Origin of the sequence: Nonomuraea sp. 3N208, assembly GCF_052245935.1 — a bacterium.
GTDB lineage: Bacteria > Actinomycetota > Actinomycetes > Streptosporangiales > Streptosporangiaceae > Nonomuraea.
The window spans coordinates 96195-114562 of sequence record NZ_JBQQBR010000019.1; the positions used below are offsets into that span (position 1 = coordinate 96195).

The 18368-nt window shown below is 71.0% G+C and carries 17 protein-coding genes and 1 pseudogene; 6 read left to right on the forward strand and 12 right to left on the reverse strand.

The features are described from left to right. Positions 1-49 precede the first annotated feature (49 nt). Positions 50-172 (reverse strand): hypothetical protein, encoded by a 123-nt coding sequence (locus tag ACTWPT_RS28060; protein WP_443180459.1) that lies wholly within the window; start codon positions 170-172, stop codon positions 50-52. A gap of 123 nt (positions 173-295) precedes the next feature. Here ACTWPT_RS28060 and eno point away from each other — a divergent pair, with 123 nt between their 5' ends. Next, a complete protein-coding gene (gene eno / locus ACTWPT_RS28065; protein ID WP_443180460.1) occupies positions 296-1570 on the forward strand; it encodes a phosphopyruvate hydratase in 1275 nt (424 codons plus the stop codon). Positions 1571-1610: 40 nt separating this feature from the next. Here the strand turns inward: eno and ACTWPT_RS28070 are convergent, their stop codons facing one another. Further along, positions 1611-2081 (reverse strand): VOC family protein, encoded by a 471-nt coding sequence (locus tag ACTWPT_RS28070; RefSeq protein ID WP_443180461.1) that lies wholly within the window; start codon positions 2079-2081, stop codon positions 1611-1613. Between the two features lie 217 nt (positions 2082-2298). After that, positions 2299-3336: an endo-1,4-beta-xylanase gene (locus tag ACTWPT_RS28075; RefSeq protein WP_443180462.1), complete on the reverse strand. Its 1038-nt coding sequence runs from the start codon at positions 3334-3336 to the stop codon at positions 2299-2301. A 183-nt stretch (positions 3337-3519) separates the two neighbouring features. Between ACTWPT_RS28075 and ACTWPT_RS28080 the strand changes: the two are divergent. Further along, positions 3520-3957, forward strand: a pseudogene (locus tag ACTWPT_RS28080) (prolyl oligopeptidase family serine peptidase); the annotation flags it as partial. Here the strand turns inward: ACTWPT_RS28080 and ACTWPT_RS28085 are convergent. The 4 genes from ACTWPT_RS28085 to ACTWPT_RS28100 are packed head-to-tail and all read right to left on the reverse strand — an operon-like array spanning position 3948 to position 7273. Continuing rightward, positions 3948-4520, reverse strand: a complete 573-nt coding sequence (locus ACTWPT_RS28085) for an FtsX-like permease family protein (protein WP_443180463.1) — start codon at positions 4518-4520, stop codon at positions 3948-3950. The pseudogene ACTWPT_RS28080 and the gene ACTWPT_RS28085 sit on opposite strands and share 10 nt — an antisense overlap. Next, positions 4520-6058, reverse strand: a complete 1539-nt coding sequence (locus ACTWPT_RS28090) for an FtsX-like permease family protein (protein ID WP_443180464.1) — start codon at positions 6056-6058, stop codon at positions 4520-4522. Before ACTWPT_RS28090 ends, ACTWPT_RS28085 begins: the two co-directional genes overlap by 1 nt. Before the next feature lie 17 nt (positions 6059-6075). Further along, on the reverse strand, positions 6076-6750 hold the full coding sequence (locus ACTWPT_RS28095; RefSeq protein ID WP_443180465.1) for an ABC transporter ATP-binding protein: 675 nt from the start codon (positions 6748-6750) through the stop codon (positions 6076-6078). Next, positions 6728-7273: a PadR family transcriptional regulator gene (locus ACTWPT_RS28100; RefSeq protein ID WP_443180466.1), complete on the reverse strand. Its 546-nt coding sequence runs from the start codon at positions 7271-7273 to the stop codon at positions 6728-6730. The genes ACTWPT_RS28095 and ACTWPT_RS28100 overlap by 23 nt, the downstream gene beginning before the upstream one ends. A 182-nt stretch (positions 7274-7455) precedes the next feature. Here ACTWPT_RS28100 and ACTWPT_RS28105 point away from each other — a divergent pair, with 182 nt between their 5' ends. Genes ACTWPT_RS28105 through ACTWPT_RS28115 form a run of 3 tightly spaced genes read left to right on the forward strand, consistent with a single transcriptional unit; the run spans position 7456 to position 10329 of the window. Next, the gene (locus ACTWPT_RS28105) at positions 7456-8601 is read left to right on the forward strand and encodes a sugar ABC transporter substrate-binding protein (protein ID WP_443180467.1); all 1146 of its coding nucleotides are present in this window, start codon (positions 7456-7458) and stop codon (positions 8599-8601) included. Next, positions 8594-9562, forward strand: a complete 969-nt coding sequence (locus ACTWPT_RS28110) for an ABC transporter permease (RefSeq protein ID WP_443180468.1) — start codon at positions 8594-8596, stop codon at positions 9560-9562. The genes ACTWPT_RS28105 and ACTWPT_RS28110 overlap by 8 nt, the downstream gene beginning before the upstream one ends. After that, complete coding sequence (locus tag ACTWPT_RS28115) at positions 9559-10329, forward strand: ATP-binding cassette domain-containing protein (protein ID WP_443180469.1); 771 nt, start codon at positions 9559-9561, stop codon at positions 10327-10329. The genes ACTWPT_RS28110 and ACTWPT_RS28115 overlap by 4 nt, the downstream gene beginning before the upstream one ends. Here ACTWPT_RS28115 and ACTWPT_RS28120 read toward each other — a convergent pair. Both ACTWPT_RS28120 and ACTWPT_RS28125 read right to left on the reverse strand, forming a co-directional pair. Then, on the reverse strand, positions 10319-12529 hold the full coding sequence (locus ACTWPT_RS28120; RefSeq protein WP_443180470.1) for a polysaccharide lyase 8 family protein: 2211 nt from the start codon (positions 12527-12529) through the stop codon (positions 10319-10321). The genes ACTWPT_RS28115 and ACTWPT_RS28120 overlap by 11 nt on opposite strands. Before the next feature lie 17 nt (positions 12530-12546). Then, on the reverse strand, positions 12547-13527 hold the full coding sequence (locus tag ACTWPT_RS28125; protein ID WP_443180471.1) for an Lrp/AsnC family transcriptional regulator: 981 nt from the start codon (positions 13525-13527) through the stop codon (positions 12547-12549). A gap of 85 nt (positions 13528-13612) precedes the next feature. On the opposite strand from ACTWPT_RS28125, the gene ACTWPT_RS28130 reads away from it, so the two are divergent. Beyond that, positions 13613-14995, forward strand: coding sequence for an MFS transporter (locus ACTWPT_RS28130; RefSeq protein WP_443180472.1), 1383 nt, complete (start codon positions 13613-13615; stop codon positions 14993-14995). Positions 14996-15008: 13 nt separating this feature from the next. Here ACTWPT_RS28130 and ACTWPT_RS28135 read toward each other — a convergent pair whose 3' ends face one another. The 3 genes from ACTWPT_RS28135 to ACTWPT_RS28145 all read right to left on the reverse strand — a co-directional run bounded on the left by ACTWPT_RS28135 (position 15009) and on the right by ACTWPT_RS28145 (position 18362). Beyond that, a complete protein-coding gene (locus ACTWPT_RS28135) occupies positions 15009-15476 on the reverse strand; it encodes an ATP-binding protein (protein ID WP_443180473.1) in 468 nt (155 codons plus the stop codon). Positions 15477-15638: 162 nt separating this feature from the next. Further along, complete coding sequence (locus ACTWPT_RS28140) at positions 15639-17948, reverse strand: xanthine dehydrogenase family protein molybdopterin-binding subunit (protein WP_443180474.1); 2310 nt, start codon at positions 17946-17948, stop codon at positions 15639-15641. Between the two features lie 42 nt (positions 17949-17990). Next, complete coding sequence (locus ACTWPT_RS28145; protein WP_443180475.1) at positions 17991-18362, reverse strand: nuclear transport factor 2 family protein; 372 nt, start codon at positions 18360-18362, stop codon at positions 17991-17993. Positions 18363-18368 lie beyond the last annotated feature (6 nt).

The following is an 18368-nucleotide window of genomic DNA, read 5'->3' on the forward strand; positions in this document are numbered from 1 at the left end:
CGTGCTCCCAGTCCCGCTTGCGCCCGGCCCGGCGCGCGATCGGCAGGCATCAGGGCAACTCGCGCACCACCTCCCGGCGCTGCGCGTCGTCGTAGGCGGTCAGCAGCGTCACGACGGCGGTGGTGTCCTCGGCGTCGATCGCCGCGCGAACCGTGTCCCAGGGGTTCGTCATGTCCCCGGACCATAGGCCGCCCCTTCGACAATCCGTCGCCAAGTGAGGTCGATTTGCCCTTTGTGTACGGGAACGGCCATGACACCGTCGAAAACGACGGAGACGCACCCCTCAGGAGGAGCCTTGTGCGCGTTCCACATCATCGACCTGCGCGCCACGCAGATCCTGGACTCGCGCGGCCGCCCCACCCTGTCGGTCACGCTGACCCTGGCGGGCGGCGCGACCGGCTGGGCCGGGGTGCCCTCCGGCGCTTCCATCGGCTCGAAGGAGGCGATCGAGCTACGCGACGGTGACATGAGCCGGTACGGCGGCGCGGGCGTGACCCGGGCGGCGGCCCTCATCACCGGCTCGATCTTCCACCGGCTGAAGGGCCGGCCCTGGCATTCGCTGGCCGACGTCGATCAGGCCCTGATCGAGCTGGACGGCACCGCGGCCAAGAGCAGGCTGGGCGGCAACGCCACCGTGGGGGTGTCGATGGCCACCGCGCGCGCCGTGGCCGCCTCCCAGGGGCAGCAGTTGTGGGAGTTCCTCACCCCGTACACCGTGCGGCCGCGGTTGCCGGTGCCGCACTTCAACCTGGTCAGCGGCGGCCTGCACGCCTCCAATCAGCTCGACTTCCAGGAATTCATGATCGCCCCGATCGGTGCGCCCTCCATGGCCGAGGCCGTACGTGCCGGGGCGGAGATCTACGCCGTCCTGCACAGGAACCTGGCCGCGGCGGGACGGCCGACCGGTCAGGGCGACGACGGCGGTCTCGCGCCCGACTTCACGCACCCGCGCGAGGTGCTGGCCGCGCTGGTGGAGGCCATCGACGACGCCGGCTACACGCCCGCCCGCGACCAGGTGGCCATCGCGCTGGACCCGGCCGCCTCCCGATTCCGCCGCGGCGACGGCGCGTACCAGGTGGCGGGCGAGCGCCTGTCCAGTCTGGAGCTGATCGAGCTCTACGCGCAGCTTGCCACCGACTACCCGATCTGGAGCATCGAGGACGGCCTGGCCGAGGACGACATCGAGGGCTGGCGGCAGCTGACCGACCGGCTCGGCGAGCGGGTCCAGCTGGTCGGCGACGACGTGTTCGTCACCAACCCCACCGTCATCCAGCAGGGCATCGCCGCGCGGATCGCCAACGCCGCGCTCATCAAGGTCGACCAGGTCGGCACCGTGACGGAGACGTTGCAGGCGATGGAGGTGTGCCGCAAGCACGACTACGCGCGGATGGTCTCGCACCGCGCCGGCGAGACCGTGGACGACTTCATCGCCGAGCTGGCGGTGGCCAGCGGGTGCGGGCAGTTCAAGTCGGGAGCGCCTGCGCGCGGCGAGCGGGTGATCAAGTACAACCGGCTCACGCACATCGCCGCCCAGCGGCCCGATCTGCCGTACGGGCTGGCCGAAGGATGAGGCAGGTGGCCGGTGATCGCTCACCGGCCACCCCGAGCGTTCAGCCCGTCGCGGCCTTCTCCAGCACCTGGACGTCGATCTTCGCCATGCCCAGCATGGCCTGCATGGCACGCTGCGCCCTGGCCGGATCGGGGTCGCTCAGCAGCTCGTTGAGGCGGTGCGGGATGATCTGCCAGGACAGGCCCCACCTGTCCTTCAGCCAGCCGCACCGCGACTCCTCACCACCATCCGTCAGCTTCGCCCACAGCTCGTCGACCTCCTCCTGCGACTCGCAGTCGACGAACAGCGAGACGGACTCGTTGAACTTGAACTGCGGGCCGCCGTTCAGCGCGATGAACCGCTGGCCGGCCAGCTCGAACGTGACGATCATCGCCTTCCCTGCCGGGCCCGGCGCGCCCTCGGGGTAGCGCTGGACCTCCAGGATGCGGGAGTCGTCGAAGAGCGAGGTGTAGAACTGCGCGGCCTCCTCGGCCTGGTTGTCGAACCAGAGGTACGTGGTGATCTTCTGCATGACGCGGGCCCTTCCACTTGCGTGAATCTGCTCTCTCATCAAGCGCGTCGAACGCGTCCCTGCCGGATCGACATGGCCACGGAGAAGTTTTTTGAAGGATTGATGGTCAAGCGAGCGCTGGTGGTCGGGGGCGGCAGTGGGCGGGCGTTGATCGAGGCCCGGCTGCCCGTGCACCAGTGGCCCGAGCGCGATCTGGGCGAGCCGGCGTGGGCGTGAGCTAGGCCTTCTTCACCCCCAGCAGGGCGTGGTAGGCGGGCTTGGGCGCCAGGTTCTCGTCGAACAGGCAGGCCGCGCCCTGGCCTTCGAACCAGCCGGGCACCCACGAGTGCCGGTCGGTGAAGCCCCAGACGGTGAACTCGCGGCAGGCCTTGACGCTGAGGCAGTCGGTCAGCGCCCGGCGGTAGTAGTCGGCCTGGGTGGTCAGCTTCTCGGCTGTCACCGGCAGCTCCATGCGCACGTCCAGCTCGGTGACCGCGACCTCCAGGCCCAAGTCGGCGAAGCGGCGCATGACGTTCGCCCAGTCGCCGGGGTAGTCGTACTGGATGCCGAGGTGGCCCTGGAAGCCGATGCCGTGGATCGGCGCGCCCTGCGCCTGGAGGTCCTTGACGATCGACAGCGTGGTCTCGATCTTGGCGGCGTTCCACTCCAGGTTGTAGTCGTTGATGTAGAGCTTGACGTGCGGGTCCGCGCGGTGGGCCCAGCGGAAGGCATCGGCGATGTAGCCGGGGCCGAGGTGGGTGAGCCAGATGCTCTGCCGCATCGTGCCGTCGTCGTTGACCACCTCGTTGACGACGTCCCAGGCCCTGATCTTGCCCTTGTAGCGGCGTACCTGGGTGGTGATGTGGTCGCGCAGGATCTCCCTGAGCTCGGTGGCGTCGATGGTGCCGTTCTCGACGCCGCTGGTCAGCCAGGACGGCAGCTGGTTGTGCCAGAGCAGGGTGTGGCCGCGTACCTTCTGGTTGTTGCGGCGGGCGTTGTCGACCAGCGCATCGGCGTCGGCCCAGGTGAAGACGCCACGCTCCGGCTCGACCGACTCCCACTTCATCGCGTTCTCCGCGGTGACGTGGGAGAACTCGCGGTTGAGCACCTTGCGGTAGTCGTCCTCACTGCGCAGGGTGGGGATGTCGACGGCGCTGCCGATTCTGATGCCGTTCTGGAACGCGAGTTCGCGCAAGTCACGCGCCGTTCGGTGGTCGGCGTGGGCGGGGAGCGGGACGGCGGCGACGAGCGCCAGGGCGATGATCAGGGACTTCACCGAAGACCTCCGAAAGTTTCGGGAGCGTAACGATATGTTTCGCCGTGGCCGGGAACTTAGGCGCTGCGGGCTTGTTCGTCAAGGGCCTTGAACCTCCCGTGGCGGGAGGTCCTACGGTCGGAGGCGTGAGCACGAGCGACGGCGGCGAGCGCCGGTGGACCATCGGACCAGGGCGCCTCCAACGGCGGCCTGCTCGGGGGCGTGGCCGTGACCCAGCGGCCCGACCTGTGGCGGGCGGTGGTCTGCGCCATGCCGAAGCTGGACCTGATGCGCGTGGCCCGGGACCCGGTGGGCACGGCCGCGACGATCCCGGAGTACGGCAACCCGAACGACCCGGCGGACGCGCCCGTGCTCATGGCCTACTCGCCGTACCACAACGTGCGGCCGGGGACGGCGTACCCGGCGATCCTGCTGGAGGCGGGCGAGAACGATCCGCGTTGCCCGGCCTGGCACGCCCGCAAGTTCGCGGCCCGCGTCCAGGCCGCCACCACCTCGTCCCATCCGGTCCTGCTGCGGGTCTGGCCGGACGCGGGGCACGGCGGCGCGAACTGGAGCACGATCGTCCGGCAGCAGACCGACTGGCTCGCCTTCGTCATGCGTGAGCTCGGGCTCTACTCGTAGCGGACGGCGTCGTACCTGGTCGCGGCGTTCATCAGCGGGAGTGCGGTCATCGTGACGGCCAGGGCGGTCAGCACCCCGGCAACCAGGCCGCCGGCGAAGTCCAGACCGGGCGGGAACCACCGGTCCCCGTTCGAGACGGCCATCACGTACGAGGCCCCCGCGCCGAGGCCGGCGCCGAGCACGACCGCCAGCACCAGAGGCACGGCGGACTCCAGCAGCACGATCCTGCGCAGCTCTCCGAGCCGCACGCCCGAGGCCCGCAACAACGCGAACGGGCGCCGCCGCTCGATCAGCCCGGCCACCACCCCGGCCGTCAGGCTGCACCCGGCCACCACGACGACGAACCAGGTCGTCAGCCGGGCGAGCGTGGTCAGCTCGGCCCACAGCCGCGACTCCTGCAGAACGGTGTCGCGCTGGGTGTTGAGTATCGCGCGTGGCAGGAGGAGCGCGGCCCGGGTGCGGACGCGCTCCTCCGCCGCGAGGGTGCCGTCAGTCAGCACATAGAGGGCACGGATCGGACGGCCCACGGCGTTCGGGACGGACTCGTGGATGGCCCCCGACATCACCCCGATGGTGGGTCCCGCCCCAGGCCGCGGGCCCGTACGGACTCCGGGAGCGGGCAGGAGGCGACCACGATCCGGGTCAGGTCGGCACAGGACACGACCGAGCCCCAGTCGTCCGGGTGCACCCGGACCACCACTGTTCGCGCGCCCATCAACGGCGCGAGTCTAGAGGCCGGCTGGTTGCCGACGTAGATCTCGACCACGCCGGGGCGCAGGCCGCCGTAGAACGCGGCCCCCGGCGCGCTGCCCGCGGCGCTGAGCATGCAGGCCATGAACGTGGCGGCGAAGACGGCCAGCACCACTCCGGTGACCCCTCTAAACGTGCGGGGGTTCGCGGCGATGCGCCGGGCGGCCATCAGCGTGGTGGCACGGCGGCCGAGGCGGACCATGGCCCGGGCGGTGACCAGGCAGACGTACGGCCCGGCGAGCACGACACCCACGAGCACGCAGAGCAGGAAGATCATATAGGGCTGCTCCGGCGGTGCGCCTTCGACCAGCCACGGTATGCCGGGCAGCGTCACGATGGCGAGCATGCCAACGATGCCCACGCCGAGCAGCGACATCCGCCAGGCCGTCGGCGGCCGCCGGTCCGACGCGCGGACGCCGATGCCCAGTGGCGTGATCCGGATCCCGATGATCGAGGTCATCGCGGCGCCGATCGCCAACAGCGACACTCCCACCAGCACCGCGATCAGCGCGGCAGGCGCCACGGTGAGATCGGAGTCGAAAAAGCGGGCCCCGCCGTGGGTCAGGTGCCCGGCCACCACAGGGCGAAGCGCGGTGTAGCCGAGGAAGCCGAGCATCGCCCCGGCGGCGGCGCCGATCCCGGTCTCGGTGGCGGCCGTGACCGCGAGCTGCGCCCGGGTGGCGCCGGCCAGGCGCATCGCGGCGAAGCGTTGCTCCCGGCGCACGGCGGCGATCCTGGTGACCATGACGATGTAGACGGCGACGGGCACGAGCAGCAGAACCGCCACGATTCCGATCAGCAGCCGCGCCCCCACGGTGTAGAAGTAGTCGCCAGGCAACCCCGTCTGGATCCCGAGCACCCTCTGCGCGCCGGTGAGCGTGCGCAACTGCTCCGGGGTGTAGCCGACGACGGCGACGAGCTGGCCGGGATACTCCAGTGCCGCAGGGCCGATCGTCGTGGCGATCCGGCCGGGGAAACGGTCGCCGAGCTGGTCGCGCGGGGTCGTCGCGATCAGCAAGCGCAGCCCGGGTGAGACGGCGACCTCACCCGCCGCCGGCAGCCGGTCGAGGCCGGGAGGCACCGGCGGGCGCGGCCCGAGCGCCGCGACGTGCACCCGGTGCAGCGGCTCGCCCGCGAAGTGGTCGCTGACGGCCAGCCACAACATCGGGTCCGGCGCCGTGGCCGGAGTGGACGACGAGGTGTCCCGCCACACCGACCTTTCCGCCCGCCCCTGCAGCGCGGACTGCCCGGTGAGGCAGAGCAGCAACAGCGCGACCCCGACGCTGACGCCCAGCGCCGTCAGCGCCAGCCTGACCCATCCCGTGCGGCCGCCGGCGACGGCTAGTCTCATGCCGATCAGGACGGCGTTCATCGGGCACCCACCGACTGGGCGACGAGCCCGTCGCGCACGATTACCGTGCGGTCGGCGAAGGCCGCCACCCGCGGCTCGTGGGTCACGACCACCATCGACGCGTCCTGGGCCCGAACCGTGTCCACAAGGAGCTCCATCACCTGGTCGGCGGCGACGGAGTCGAGCGCGCCGGTCGGCTCGTCGGCGAACACCACCTCCGGGCGGGCGATCAGAGCGCGCGCGACAGCTGCCCGCTGGGCCTGCCCGCCGGACACCTCCCCGGGCAGGTGGTCCCACACGCTGTCCAGGCCCAGCCGGGAGACCCATTCCGACGCCTCGGCGAGGGCGGACCCGCGCCGGCGGCCCTCCAGGAGCAGCGGCAGCGCGATGTTCTCCACCATCGGCAGCTCGGGGACCAGTTGTCCGAACTGGAACACGAACCCGAAGCTCGTGCGGCGCAACCTGGCGCACTCACGGTCGCGCAGCCGGTCGATCCGCACGTCGCGGAAGAGCACCTCGCCCGCGTCCGGCCGCAGCACGCCGGCCAGGCAGTGCAGGAGCGTGGACTTGCCGGACCCGCTTGGCCCCATGACGGCCAGCACCTCGCCGTCGGCCAGGGTCAGCGCGGCGCCGCGCAGCGCCGGCGTGCGGCCGAAGCTTTTGTGCAGGTCACGACCGCTTAGGACCGTCATCCCGGACCTCCTCCGCCAGGGTGGCCAGCCGGCCGGCCGCGTGCTCGATCCAGCGCAGATCCGCCTCGACATGGAACAGCTGGTAGTCGGCCAGCAGGGCGTCCTGCGCCGACTCCGCCTCGCGCCGCGCGACGGTCAGCGTGCGCATCGCAGCCAGGTGCCGCGTGCGCTGCGCGTCCAGGAACTCCTCGGCGGGCCGGCCGGACATGAGCGCCAGCGTCACCTTGGTGAACAGCACCGTCTGGAGCTGGGGCTGGGGATCCTCCGGTTCGGCGAGCCAGCGGTCCAAGTCGGTCACTCCCTCCGGGGTGATGGCGTACCGCTTGCGCTCCGGCCCGGCGCCCGGCTCCACGCCGGCGATCTCGACCAGCCCGTCGCGAACGAGTTGGGCCAGCGTGCGGTAGACCTGCCCGAACCTGATCGGCTTGGCCGCGCCGAAGCGGCGATCGTAAGCCTGCTTCAGGTCATAACCGTGACGATCGGCCTCCTCCAGGAGGCCCAGCAGCGTGTACGACACCGTCATGCCGCCGACTATACACACCGGGTATACACGATGAGTAGACCTGTCAGCGAACTGGTTGCTGACACGCGCGCCCGTAAGGGGTTCACTGGCGGAAAAGGAAGCCCGGCGGGGCTATCGGGGGCACCCATACGGGTCCGGCCCCTGCGGCTGGACCGATTCGTAGGGAATACGAGGTCGAGCACATGAAGAAGATCCACCCCAAGGTCGAGGAAGCGGTCGACACCCTTCAACTCACCCCGATCGCGAGGCGGCGGCTGCTCACCGGCGCCGGGCTCGCCAGCGCCTCGGCCGCGGCCGCGGCGCTGCTGTCGGCCTGCACGTCCAGCCAGAATCAGCCGGCCGCGACCGGCGGCGCGGCGGCGGCCCCCGGAGACTTCCCCGCCACGCCCAAGTGGAAGTTCGTCTTCGTCTGCCACGTCACGACGAACCCGTTCTTCACTCCCGCCCAGTACGGCGCCCAGGACGCGTGCGCGCTGCTCGGCACCGAGTTCCAGTGGACGGGCTCGAAGGACTCGATCGTGGCCGAAATGGTCAATGCGACCAACGCCGCCATCTCCGCCAAGGCGGACGGGTTAGCGGTGGCCGTGGTGGACAAGGCGGCCTTCCGCGACCCGGTCAACCGGGCGCTCGACGCGGGCATCCCGGTGGTGTCGTACAACGCCGACGGGGCCCGCGACGACAAGGGGACCAGCCGGCTGGCGTACATCGGGCAGGGGCTCTACGAGTCCGGGTACGCGCTCGGCCAGCGGGCGCTCCAGCAGGTCGAATCCGGCGACATCGTGGGCTTCATCGCCACGCCGGGAGCGCTGAACATTCAGCCCAGGATCGACGGGGCGGAACAGGCGATCAAGGACTCGGGCAGGTCCATCACCTTCACCGCGGTCGGCACCAACGCCGACGTCACCAGAGGCTTGTCCATCATCGACGCCTACGCCCAGGGCCACCCGAACCTGGCGGGCATGCTGGCCGTGGACGCCGGTTCCACGCAGTCGATCGGGCAGGTCGTCAAGAAGTACACCATGCGCTCGAAAGGGCTCAAGGTGGCCGGCGGCTTCGACCTGGTGCCCGAGACGCTGGCCGCGATCAAGAGCGGCGACCTGGACTACACCATCGACCAGCAGCCGTACCTGCAGGGATTCCTGCCGGTGCTCTATCTGTACCTGTACAAGCTGTCCGGCGGGCTCCTGTTCCCGTCCGAGACGAACACGGGACTGCTCTTCGTGACGAAGGACAACGTGGGGCCGTACCAGACGACCAAAACCCGCTTCGAGGGCTCCGACACGGCGCAGAAGCTCGTGTCCCGCTCCGGCCCCATTCCCCATGCGTAGCCTGCGGGAGGCGTTCCTGAAGCACCGGGAGGCAGGCGTCCTGGTGGTCGCGATCGCCCTGGGGTTGTACTTCGTCTCGGCCACGGACGTGTTCCTGACCGGGGACAACCTGGTCAACATCACCCAGGCCGCCGCGCCGGCCGCCATAGTGGCGTGCGGCACCGTGTTACTGCTGGTCAGCGGGGAGATCGACCTGTCGGTCGGGGTGGTGGCGGCTCTGGCGCCGTTCATGATGCACTACGCGATCGACTTCTGGGGCTTCCCGGCGATCCCGGCGATCGTGCTGGCGCTGCTGACGGGGACGGCCATCGGGTTCGTGAACGGGTTCGTGACCGTGGTGCTGCGGGTGCCGTCGTTCGTGACCACGCTGGGCACGTTCTACGCGGTGACCGGGATCGTGCTCACCACGTCGCACGCCTATCCCGCCGAGATCCCCGAGCCGGTCGACGGGACGATCGGCTCGTGGCTCGGGGCCGCACCGTGGGCGCATCTCTGGTGGGCACTGGGGATCGTGGCCTTTCTCCACGTGGTGCTGACACGTACCAGGTGGGGGCTGCACACGATCGCGGCCGGGGGCAACCCCTTGGGCGCGTCGGAGGCAGGCGTACGCACTGGCAGGGTCAAGATGGGAAATTTCATGATCGGCGGGACTCTTGGGGCGTTCGCCGGTCTGATCGAGGCATTCCGGATCCACACGATCGACCCCAACATCGGCGGCGGCACCGGGCTCATGTTCACCGCCGTGTCGGCGGCGGTGATCGGCGGCACGGCACTGGCCGGCGGCTCAGGGACGATCGTGGGCGGCGCGCTCGGCGCGCTCGTGCTGGCGGTGCTGCAGAACGGGATGAACCTCATCGGCATCTCCGCCAACCCGTACTTCCTCATCCTGGGCGCCGCGATCCTGCTCTCCATGATCGCGAACGTCACGCTGACCCGGCTGCGAAGGGCGGGAAGGACATGACCGAAGTCCTGCGCGCCGAATCGCTCTCCAAGCGGTTCGGCGCCGTCACGGCGCTGCGCGACGTCAGCCTGACCCTGGCCAAAGGCGAGGTGCTCGGGCTCATCGGCGACAACGGCGCCGGCAAGTCCACGCTGGTCAAGCTCCTTTGCGGGTTCCACCAACCGGACTCGGGCCGCATCCTGCTCGACGGCGCGGAGGTGACGCTCAAGTCGGTGCAGCAGGCCCGCTCCCTGGGCATCGACATCGTCTACCAGGACCTCGCGCTGATCAACGAGCTCAGCGTGTACCACAACATGTTCCTCGGCCGCGAACACGTCGGGTTCGCCCGGCTGCTGAGCAACCGGCGCATGCGCAAGCTGGCCATCGAGCACCTCGAAACGATGGGGGTACGCATCCCGTCGGTCGACGTCGAGGTCGCCAAGTTGTCCGGCGGGCAGCGCCAGGCCATCGCCGTGGCCCGCTCGGTTTATTCGCGATCGCGGATCCTGTTGCTCGACGAGCCGCTGGCCGCGATGGGGGCCAAGGAGGGCGCGCTGATCCTCGACCTGGTGAGTGACCTGAAGGCGCGTGGCGAGGTGTCCATCGTGATCATCGCGCACAACTACGCCCAGATCCTGGAGGTGTGCGATCGGGTCAACCTGCTGCAGCACGGCACGATCACGTTCGACAAGCCCACGGCGGAGACCTCGCTCCAGGAGCTCACGGATCTGGTGGTGGAGGAGTACCGGAGATCACGGGAAAGGCCTGGCGAGCGGCCTAAGGGCTGAGCCGCACGGTGACCGTGACGGAGGCGCCCTCCCTCTCGGCGAGCCGCCGGAACGTGAAGGCGGAGCCGGTCAGGAGGGCGTCCCCCCTAAGCAGTTCGGCCACCGGCCGGGACCAGGTCACGGTCAGCTCGTCCAGGTCGCATCGGGGGTCCGACACGGTGAGCGTGGCCGTGCCGTCGCCCTGCTCACGGGCCAGCACCGCGCACGGGGCGGTGGCGGACAGGTCGCCGGCGGCTCCTGCGGTCCAGAAGTTCGCCGCCTTCAGCCCCAGTGACGGGACGTGGACGGCCTGCAGCCGGGTGGAGTTGGCCAGCACGCGTAGCCAGCCTGGGTCGGCGGCCCTGGCACGGGTCTCCGACCGGCTCGCGCCGGGCAGCAACGTGTAGACGTAGCCGGCCGAGCGGGGATCGACGCCGTGGTCCAGCCAGAGCGTCGCATAGTCGCGGGTCAGCCGGCGTTCCCGCAGCGTGCGCAGCGATCCTGGCACCAGGTAACCGCCGTGGCCCTCGATGTGGGCCCAGCCCGGTTCGGCGGCGAGCAGGGCGTCGGTCCTGCGATTGTCGACGATCGTCTCGACCCGCGCCCCGTCCGCGCAGGTGATGCCCGCCCCCAGGCAGACGACGGCGTCGTCGAGGAAGAACCACGACTTGAACGCCTCCATCGTGCTCTCCAGCCCGGTGAGGTGCTGGCCGACGGCCGCGTATTCGCCGTCCGTGGCCCCGCCCACCCAGCGCCAGGGCGTTCGCGTGTCGCCCCAGCCCTCGCCCGCGCCGTCGGGCAGCCGCCGGGTGGAGACGGTCGTGCCGGGCAGGCGGTAGGGGTCCACGGTGGGCCAGAACGCGTCGGAGTACTGGTCGCCGTGGCCGCCGGCCCACCAGTAGAGCATTCCGGAGCCGGTGTGCCAGCCGCGCAGGTTCTCGCCGTTGCCGTGCTCGTAGTGGCCGATCCGGTGCGAGGCCATGCTGAGCGCCGCGCACCAGCCCGGCCGGCGGTGCACGGCCCTGGCGCTCATCGGCAGCAGCCGGTGCCCGACCGGCTCGGGCGCGGCCGGGACCGACTCGTCCGCCATGATCGCCGTCAGCCGGGCGTGGACGGCGGGCTCGGCGTGCTCCAGCATCGGCCGGTACGTGTTCCGCACCGCCCAGCCCTTCACCATGGCGTGCCAGCGGGCCCGCACCGCGGCCGGGGCCACGTCGCCGAGCAGCAGGATCGCCGCCGCGATCTCCTGTCCCTTCTCGTGGTCGCCGAAGGGCCGCCTGCCGACGCCGCGCCCGCGTACCAGGTCCATGCAGGCCCCGTCACGGACGAACGGCGCGAACGACCGCTCCACCGCGTCGACCACGATCGGGTCCGCCACCTCCCATGGCGAGCCGCGCAGCACCGCGAACATCATGGCCAGCCCGGACAGCAGCGTCACGCCGTAGGCGCCCTGGTAGGGGACGTAACTGTGCTGGATGAACGACCCGTCGCGGTAGAACCCATCGCCGTCCCTGACGTAGCGGAAGACCGGGGACAGCGCCGAGACCGCCAGCGCCGCCTTGCCCGGGTCGGACCTGAGCATGGCCCGCAACAACATCACCAGGCACAGGTCCACGCGGTTGGCGGCGGTGCTGGTGCCGCTGTAGGAGCCGAGGCGGGATTCGGGCACGAAGTGGTCCACGGCGTCCCGCAACGCCAGGCTCCGCCGTTCGTCCAGGTGCGGCCCGATGAGCACGGCCGCGTCGAGCAGCGCCTTCGGCACGCCGATCTGCCAGTGCCACCAGTTGCCCGCCGGGTCGGCGCCGGCCGCGTACACGTGCCGCCGGTAGTGGTCCACCCCGGCGGCGACGGCCGCGGCCAGGCCCGCGTCGCCGGTCAGTCCGGTGCCCTCCAGCACGTACGCGTGCGCCATCGTCCGCAGCCGCCGCGGCGTCGCCATGAAGGAGGGGAACGCCTGGTCGGGCCAGAGCCACGTGCGAGCCGGGGCCATCCTGTCGCGGTAACGGGCGGCTTTACCGCCCAACTCGGCCAGCCGAGTCCGGTACGGCTCCGCGGCCGGGTCGTGCCCGGCGCCCGCGCTGACCGCGCGCCACCGCCGGCGTAATCGCACGAACGAGTCGTCGGGCGTGTGCGCGGCCTCCGCCTGGGCCAGCGCCCCGATGATCCCGGCCGCGGCCACGCCGCCGAGCTGGAGGATGGATCGCCTGGACGGCCGCCGCACGCCTCGATTATCGCGGCTCAGATGGGCAGCAGTGCGCCCGCCCGCTTGATGGTCCTGATGATCGGCGCGGTCTCGAGGTGCCTGATCGCGGGGAGCGCGCCCAGGCCCTCGGTGAGGTAGCGGTAGAAGGCCGCGTCGTCGCGGCACACGATGCTGGCCGTCAGGTTGTTGGGACCCGTGGTCGCGCCCGCGTACGCGACCTCCGGATGCCTGGCCAGGGCCCGCCCGGTCGCGTCGAGTTCGGCCGGCGGCACCGACATCCACAGCTGCGCCTCCACCTGGTAGTCCAGCAGCGTGGGCAGCACGTCCATGTCGAAGAACAGCGCGCCGGCCGCGCACAGGTGCTCCATGCGGCGCTTGACCGTTGACTCCGACCAGCCGGTCACCGCCGCCAGGTCGGCGTAGCCCGCCCTGCCGTCCCGCGACAGCGCCTCGAACAACGCCTCGTCACCTGGGCCGATCGTGACCGGCTCGCCGTCGCCCCGCCTGGTGTAGACGCGCCCGGCGGCCAAGTGCGCGACCTGGTCGGCGGTGAGCGCGGCCAGGCCGGTCCAGCCGATCCGCCCGCCGACGAACATGTGCAGGGTCCGGTGGGCCGTCACCGACAACACGCGGTTGGTCCTGGCGAGCTTGTTGAGCAGCAGCGATTCGCGCTCGCTCGCCGTGCGCTGGAGCGCGCCGCAGGAGATCTCCGTGCCGCCGGACAGCAGGTGCACCCAGAACGTGTCGGAGCGCCGCGCGAGCGCCTGAGCGATGGAGACGGCGGCGTCGGGGGTGCAGCGCAGCCGGATCGACCACGACTCGTACCCGAGCCGCCGCCCGTCCACGACGCCGACCACGCGCAGCATGCCGGTGGAGCGCAGCCGCCGGTAGCGGCGCGCCACCCGCTGGTCGGACACGCCGAGCACCTCGCCGATGCGGCTGAACGAGGCCCGCCCGTCCACTTGCAGGGCGTGCATCAGCCCACGGTCCACCTCGTCGAGCGTGATGATTTCCACCAGCACAGGTTATCCAGTACGGAAAAGCGCCATATATGGCGACTCTTCCGGCGAATACCCACGCTCCACCCCGACCGTGGTCACCATGACGGAAACAATGCAGACCTCAGAGACGACCACGAGCTGGCAGCCGCTGGTGGCCGCCTGCCTGGGCGCTTTCATGCTGCTCGTGGACGTGACCATCGTCATGGTCGCCCTGCCCCCGATCGCGGCCGACCTCCACATGTCGTTCACCGGCACGCAATGGCTGCTTGACGGCTACGCGCTCGCGCTGGCCGCCCTGCTGCTGGCCGCCGGGTCATTCGCCGACCACGCCGGACGGCGCAAGGTCTACCTGGGGGCGCTGGCCGTGTTCGCGCTGGCCTCGCTCGCCTGCGGGCTGGCTCCCAGCGGGGGCGTGCTGCTGGCGGCCCGCGTGGTGCAGGGGGCGGGCGGTGCGGCCATGATGGCCACCACGCTCGCCCTCATCAGCTCCACCTACCACGGCAGGCAGCGCGGCATCGCGTTCGGCGTGTGGGGCGGCGTCAACGGGGCCGCCGCCGCCATCGCGCCAGTGCTCGGCGGCCTGCTCACCGAACACGTGCACTGGCGGGCCATCTTCCTGGTGAACCTGCCCATCAGCCTGGTCGCCGCCTGGCTCACGCTGCGGGCCGTCAACGAGTCACGCCTGTCCGGCGACGGGCGGCCCGACTGGGCGGGGATGGTCACGTTCACGGTGGCGGCGGGCGCGCTCACGTACGGGCTGATCGAGGCCGGCGAGTACGGGTGGACGGCGGCGCGGGCGCTGGCGCCGCTGGGCGTGGCGGCCGTGGCGCTGGCGGCCTTCCTCGTGGTCGAGACGCGCAGCGACCGGCCCATGTTGGACCTGCGGTTGTTCGCCGATCGGTCGTTCAGCGGGATCTTGGCCGGGGCAGGGCTGCTCATGCCTGCCGCGTTCGCCTGCCTGGCGTTCACCTCGCTCTGGCTGCAGCAGGACCTCGGGCTCGGGCCGGTGCTGGTGGGGGTGGCGCTGTCCCCGATGGCCGCCACGTCCCTGGTGGTCTCTGTCGCCACCGCACGGCTCTTCCCTGGGTTGTCCCCTCGTGCCGCCGTCGGTGGCGGGCTGCTGTTGATCGGGGCGGGCGCGTTCCTGCAGGGCACGCTGGACCCGGGCGCGGCCTGGACCGCGCTGGCCCCGGGCCTGGTCGTGACCGGGGTCGGCGTGGGCCTGGCCGTGCCGTCGCTCAGCTCCGCCGCCATGGCCTTCGCCCCGCCGCGGCGGGCCGGCATGGCCGCGGGCGCCGTCAACACGGTCAGGCAGCTCGGGTACGCGCTCGGCATCGCCGTCCTCGGCCTGCTGTATCGGGACGACGCGGCACCGTACGCGGCGCTGAACGGCGTCTACCGGGTGAGCGCGCTCATCGGCCTGGCCGCCGGCCTGCTCGTCCTGGCCACCGTCCGCGCCGCTCAGAACCCCGCCCGCCGCTGAGGGCGGCGCGGGGTCAGGTCCCCGGCCTGATCGGCACCACGTTGCCCTGGACGCCCTGGCGGGGCAGGGCGAACCAGGTGGCCTTGCCGACGAGGTCGGGGCGGGTGGCGTAGCGCTGGGGGTGACACCCGTAGAAACCGTCGGAGAGCCGGGCGATGAGGTGCAGGCCGCGCCCGTGCTCGGCGCTCACGTCGGGAGGCGACGGGACGGGCAGGGCCGGGCTGCTGTCCACGACGACGCACATGATCTCTTTGGCGTCCACGTGCAGCATCAGTTCGTAGGGAGCGTCACCGTACATGAAGGCATTTGTCACCAATTCGCTCACCATGAGCACGGCGTCATCGACGACATCGGCGGAAAGGGCGAGGGCCGACAATTCCGTACGAATGATCGCTCGTGCGTGACCGACCGTCCGGGCGTCCTCGCGCAGCGGCCATACGTACTGCATCCTGCTCTGAGGAGCTGATCGCAGCGTGGTCATGGCTTCTCTCTCCGGTGCGGGGCAGCGAATACGCGTCTGGTTCAACAAGAGTGCCTGCCTCTCGGTTGCCGTACGCGGCTGTCGAAACTTGTACGCACGAGAAAGCCGTTTGGGTCGAATCTTCGGCAAGAAAATCGCCATTCTTTGCGCGCGATCATGGCGTCATCGGCGTGCCCGGCTTTGGGATCTCGACACCTCCAGCAGTGACCACAGGGCCGACGGGGTCAGCGGCACGTCGGTGATCTTGTCGGCGATCTCGGGGAGTGCGGCGGCGACCGCGTTGGCGATGGCGGCGGGCGGGCCGATCGTGCCGGCCTCGCCGACGCCCTTCATGCCGCCCGGCGTGATCGGCGAGGGCGTCTCCAGCATCACCACCTGGATGTCCGGGATCTCCCTTGCGGTGGGCAGGAAGTAGTCGGTGATCGGCTGGCCGTCCTCGGTGTAGACGATCTCCTCGGTCAGCGCCTCGCCGATGCCTTGAGCCACGCCGCCGTGGATCTGGCCCTCCACCACCGCCGGGTTCACCAGCACGCCGGCGTCGTTGACCACCCAGTAGCGCTCCACTTCGACAGCCCCGGTCTCCGGGTCGACGGCCACGGCGGCCGCGTGTGCCCCATACGCGTAGGTGTAGGCGGCGGGGTCGTAGCTGGCCCGCTCCTCGAGCCCGGGCGAGACCCCTTCCGGCAGGTCCCAGCCGCGCCACGCGGACGTGGCCAGCGCGCGGAGCGTCACCGACGCCTGAGGATCGCCCTTCACGCGCACGGCCCCGTCTGCGATCTCCAGATCGGCGGGCGCGGCCTCCAGCCGGTGCGCGGCGATGGCCACGAGCTTGTCGCGCAGCTGGGCGGCGGCCTGGATCACCGCTCCACCGCCCACCGCCAGCGCCCGGCTGGCGATCGACCCGATCCCCGAGTACGGCGTCCTGTCCGTGTCCCCCATCACGACCCGCACCCGTTCGATGGGCACCGCCATCCGGTCGGCGGCCAGCTGGGCCAGCGCCGTCTCGATGCCCTGTCCGAGCGACACCACCCCTGACGACACGACCACGGAACCGTCCTGCTCCATACGCAGAACCGCGGTCTCGTACCCGCCGGCCAGGAAACCGGTGGCCTTGAGGTCCATCGAGGGCCCCATGCCGGTGGTCTCGACGTGGCAGGAGTAGCCGATCCCCCGCCGGCGCCCATCGTTCTTCTCCGGCAGCATGGCCAGGTGGTGGAGGGTACGCAGGGCGCGCGGGTAGTCGCCCGAGTCGTAGGGCGTGTAGACGCGCGTCGTGTACGGCAGCTCGTCAGGCTCGAGCATGTTACGCAGCCGCAGCTCGATCCGGTCGACACCCAGCCTGCGTGCCGCCTCGTCGATCAGCCGCTCTCTGGTCAGCGTGCCCTCAGGCTGGCCGAAGCCCCGGTAGGAGCCGGTCGGCGTGGTGGTGGTGACGACGCCGCGCACGCGTACCGCGACCCGGTCGAACCGGTACGGCCCGGGCAGCAACGTCGCCGTCACCGCGGCGGTCGAGGCACCGACGTTCGACGGGTGAGCGCCGATGTCGCCGAGCACGTCCACCTGCAAAGCCACGAACCGCCCGTCGCCGTCGAGCGCCAGCCGCCCCCGGTGCACGGCCGCCCGCGCGGGAAGCGTGGCCAGCAGGCGGTCGCCGGGCGACTCGACCCAGGACACGGGCCGGCCCAGGCGCATGGCGGCCAGGCAGATGAGCGCCTCGTCGGGGTAGACGTGCTCCTTGCCGCCGAATCCGCCGCCGATGTCGCCGCCGATGACGCGTATCCGATCGTGGGCCAGCCCGAGCGCGTCCGCCAGTTGCTCGCGGGCGTGGTGCGGCGCCTGGGTGGAGGTGTGCACGGTCAGCTCGTCGTCGGCGTAGGAGGCCACCACACCGCGCGGCTCCATGGGGTACGGCGAGACGCGGCCCATCCGGAACGTCATCTCCACCACGTGCTCGGCGGCCTCAATGGCGGCCGCGCAGTCGGTGTCGCCGAGCGTGAAGTCGGTGAGCACGTTCGTGCCCCAGTCCGGGTAGAGCAGCGGGGCGTCGCCCTCCAGCGCCCGCTCCATCCCGGTCACGGCAGGCAGCTCCTCGAGCTCCAGCTCGACCAGGTCGGCGGCGTCCCTGGCGGCCTCGGGCGTGCGGGCGACGACGACGGCGAGGGGCTGGCCGGCGTACCTGATCGCCTCGTCCAGCACCGGGTACTCCGTGATCGGCTGGCCCGGCGCCACGCTGACGCAGGGCAGGCGCATGCCGGCCGCGTCGGCCGGGACGATCACGTCGAGCACGCCCTCGGCCGCCCAGGCCGCCTTGGCGTCACAGCCGTACAGCCGTCCGTGGGCGATGGGGCTGCGGACCACGTACGCGTGGGCGGCGCCCGGCAGGCGGACGTTGCCGACGTACCTGCCACGGCCGGTCAGCAGCCTGGCGTCTTCCCTTCGCGGCGTCCTGGCGCCGACATACGCGTCTCCCATGGCCCCGATTGTGAGCGCCGTCCGCTGGACGGTCCATACGGGTCACAACGTCCGGGTGATCGAGTCGACCCGGAGGACGCGCCCATCGGGGGCATAGCGGGCGAACAGGCAGATCTCCGTCGTGATCGTGTTGCCTTTGCGCAGGACCGCGTGCAACGTGTAGCGGGCCGCGGCCACGTCCTCGCCCACGAGGCTGTCGTGCACCTCGATCCGCAGGCTTGCCGCGTTCTTGCGGGCCGGCTTCACATGGTCGATCAGGCGCTGGCGGTCGAGGCAGATGCCGTCGTTCCAGTACTCGATCTCGGGCACGTAGTAGCGGTCGATGATGGCGGCGGCGTCCTCGTTCCCCAAGCCCAGTTCGTGAGGCATCTCGGTGAGGAAGGCGTGAAAACGCTCCGCCAGGTCGATGGGCATGCTGAT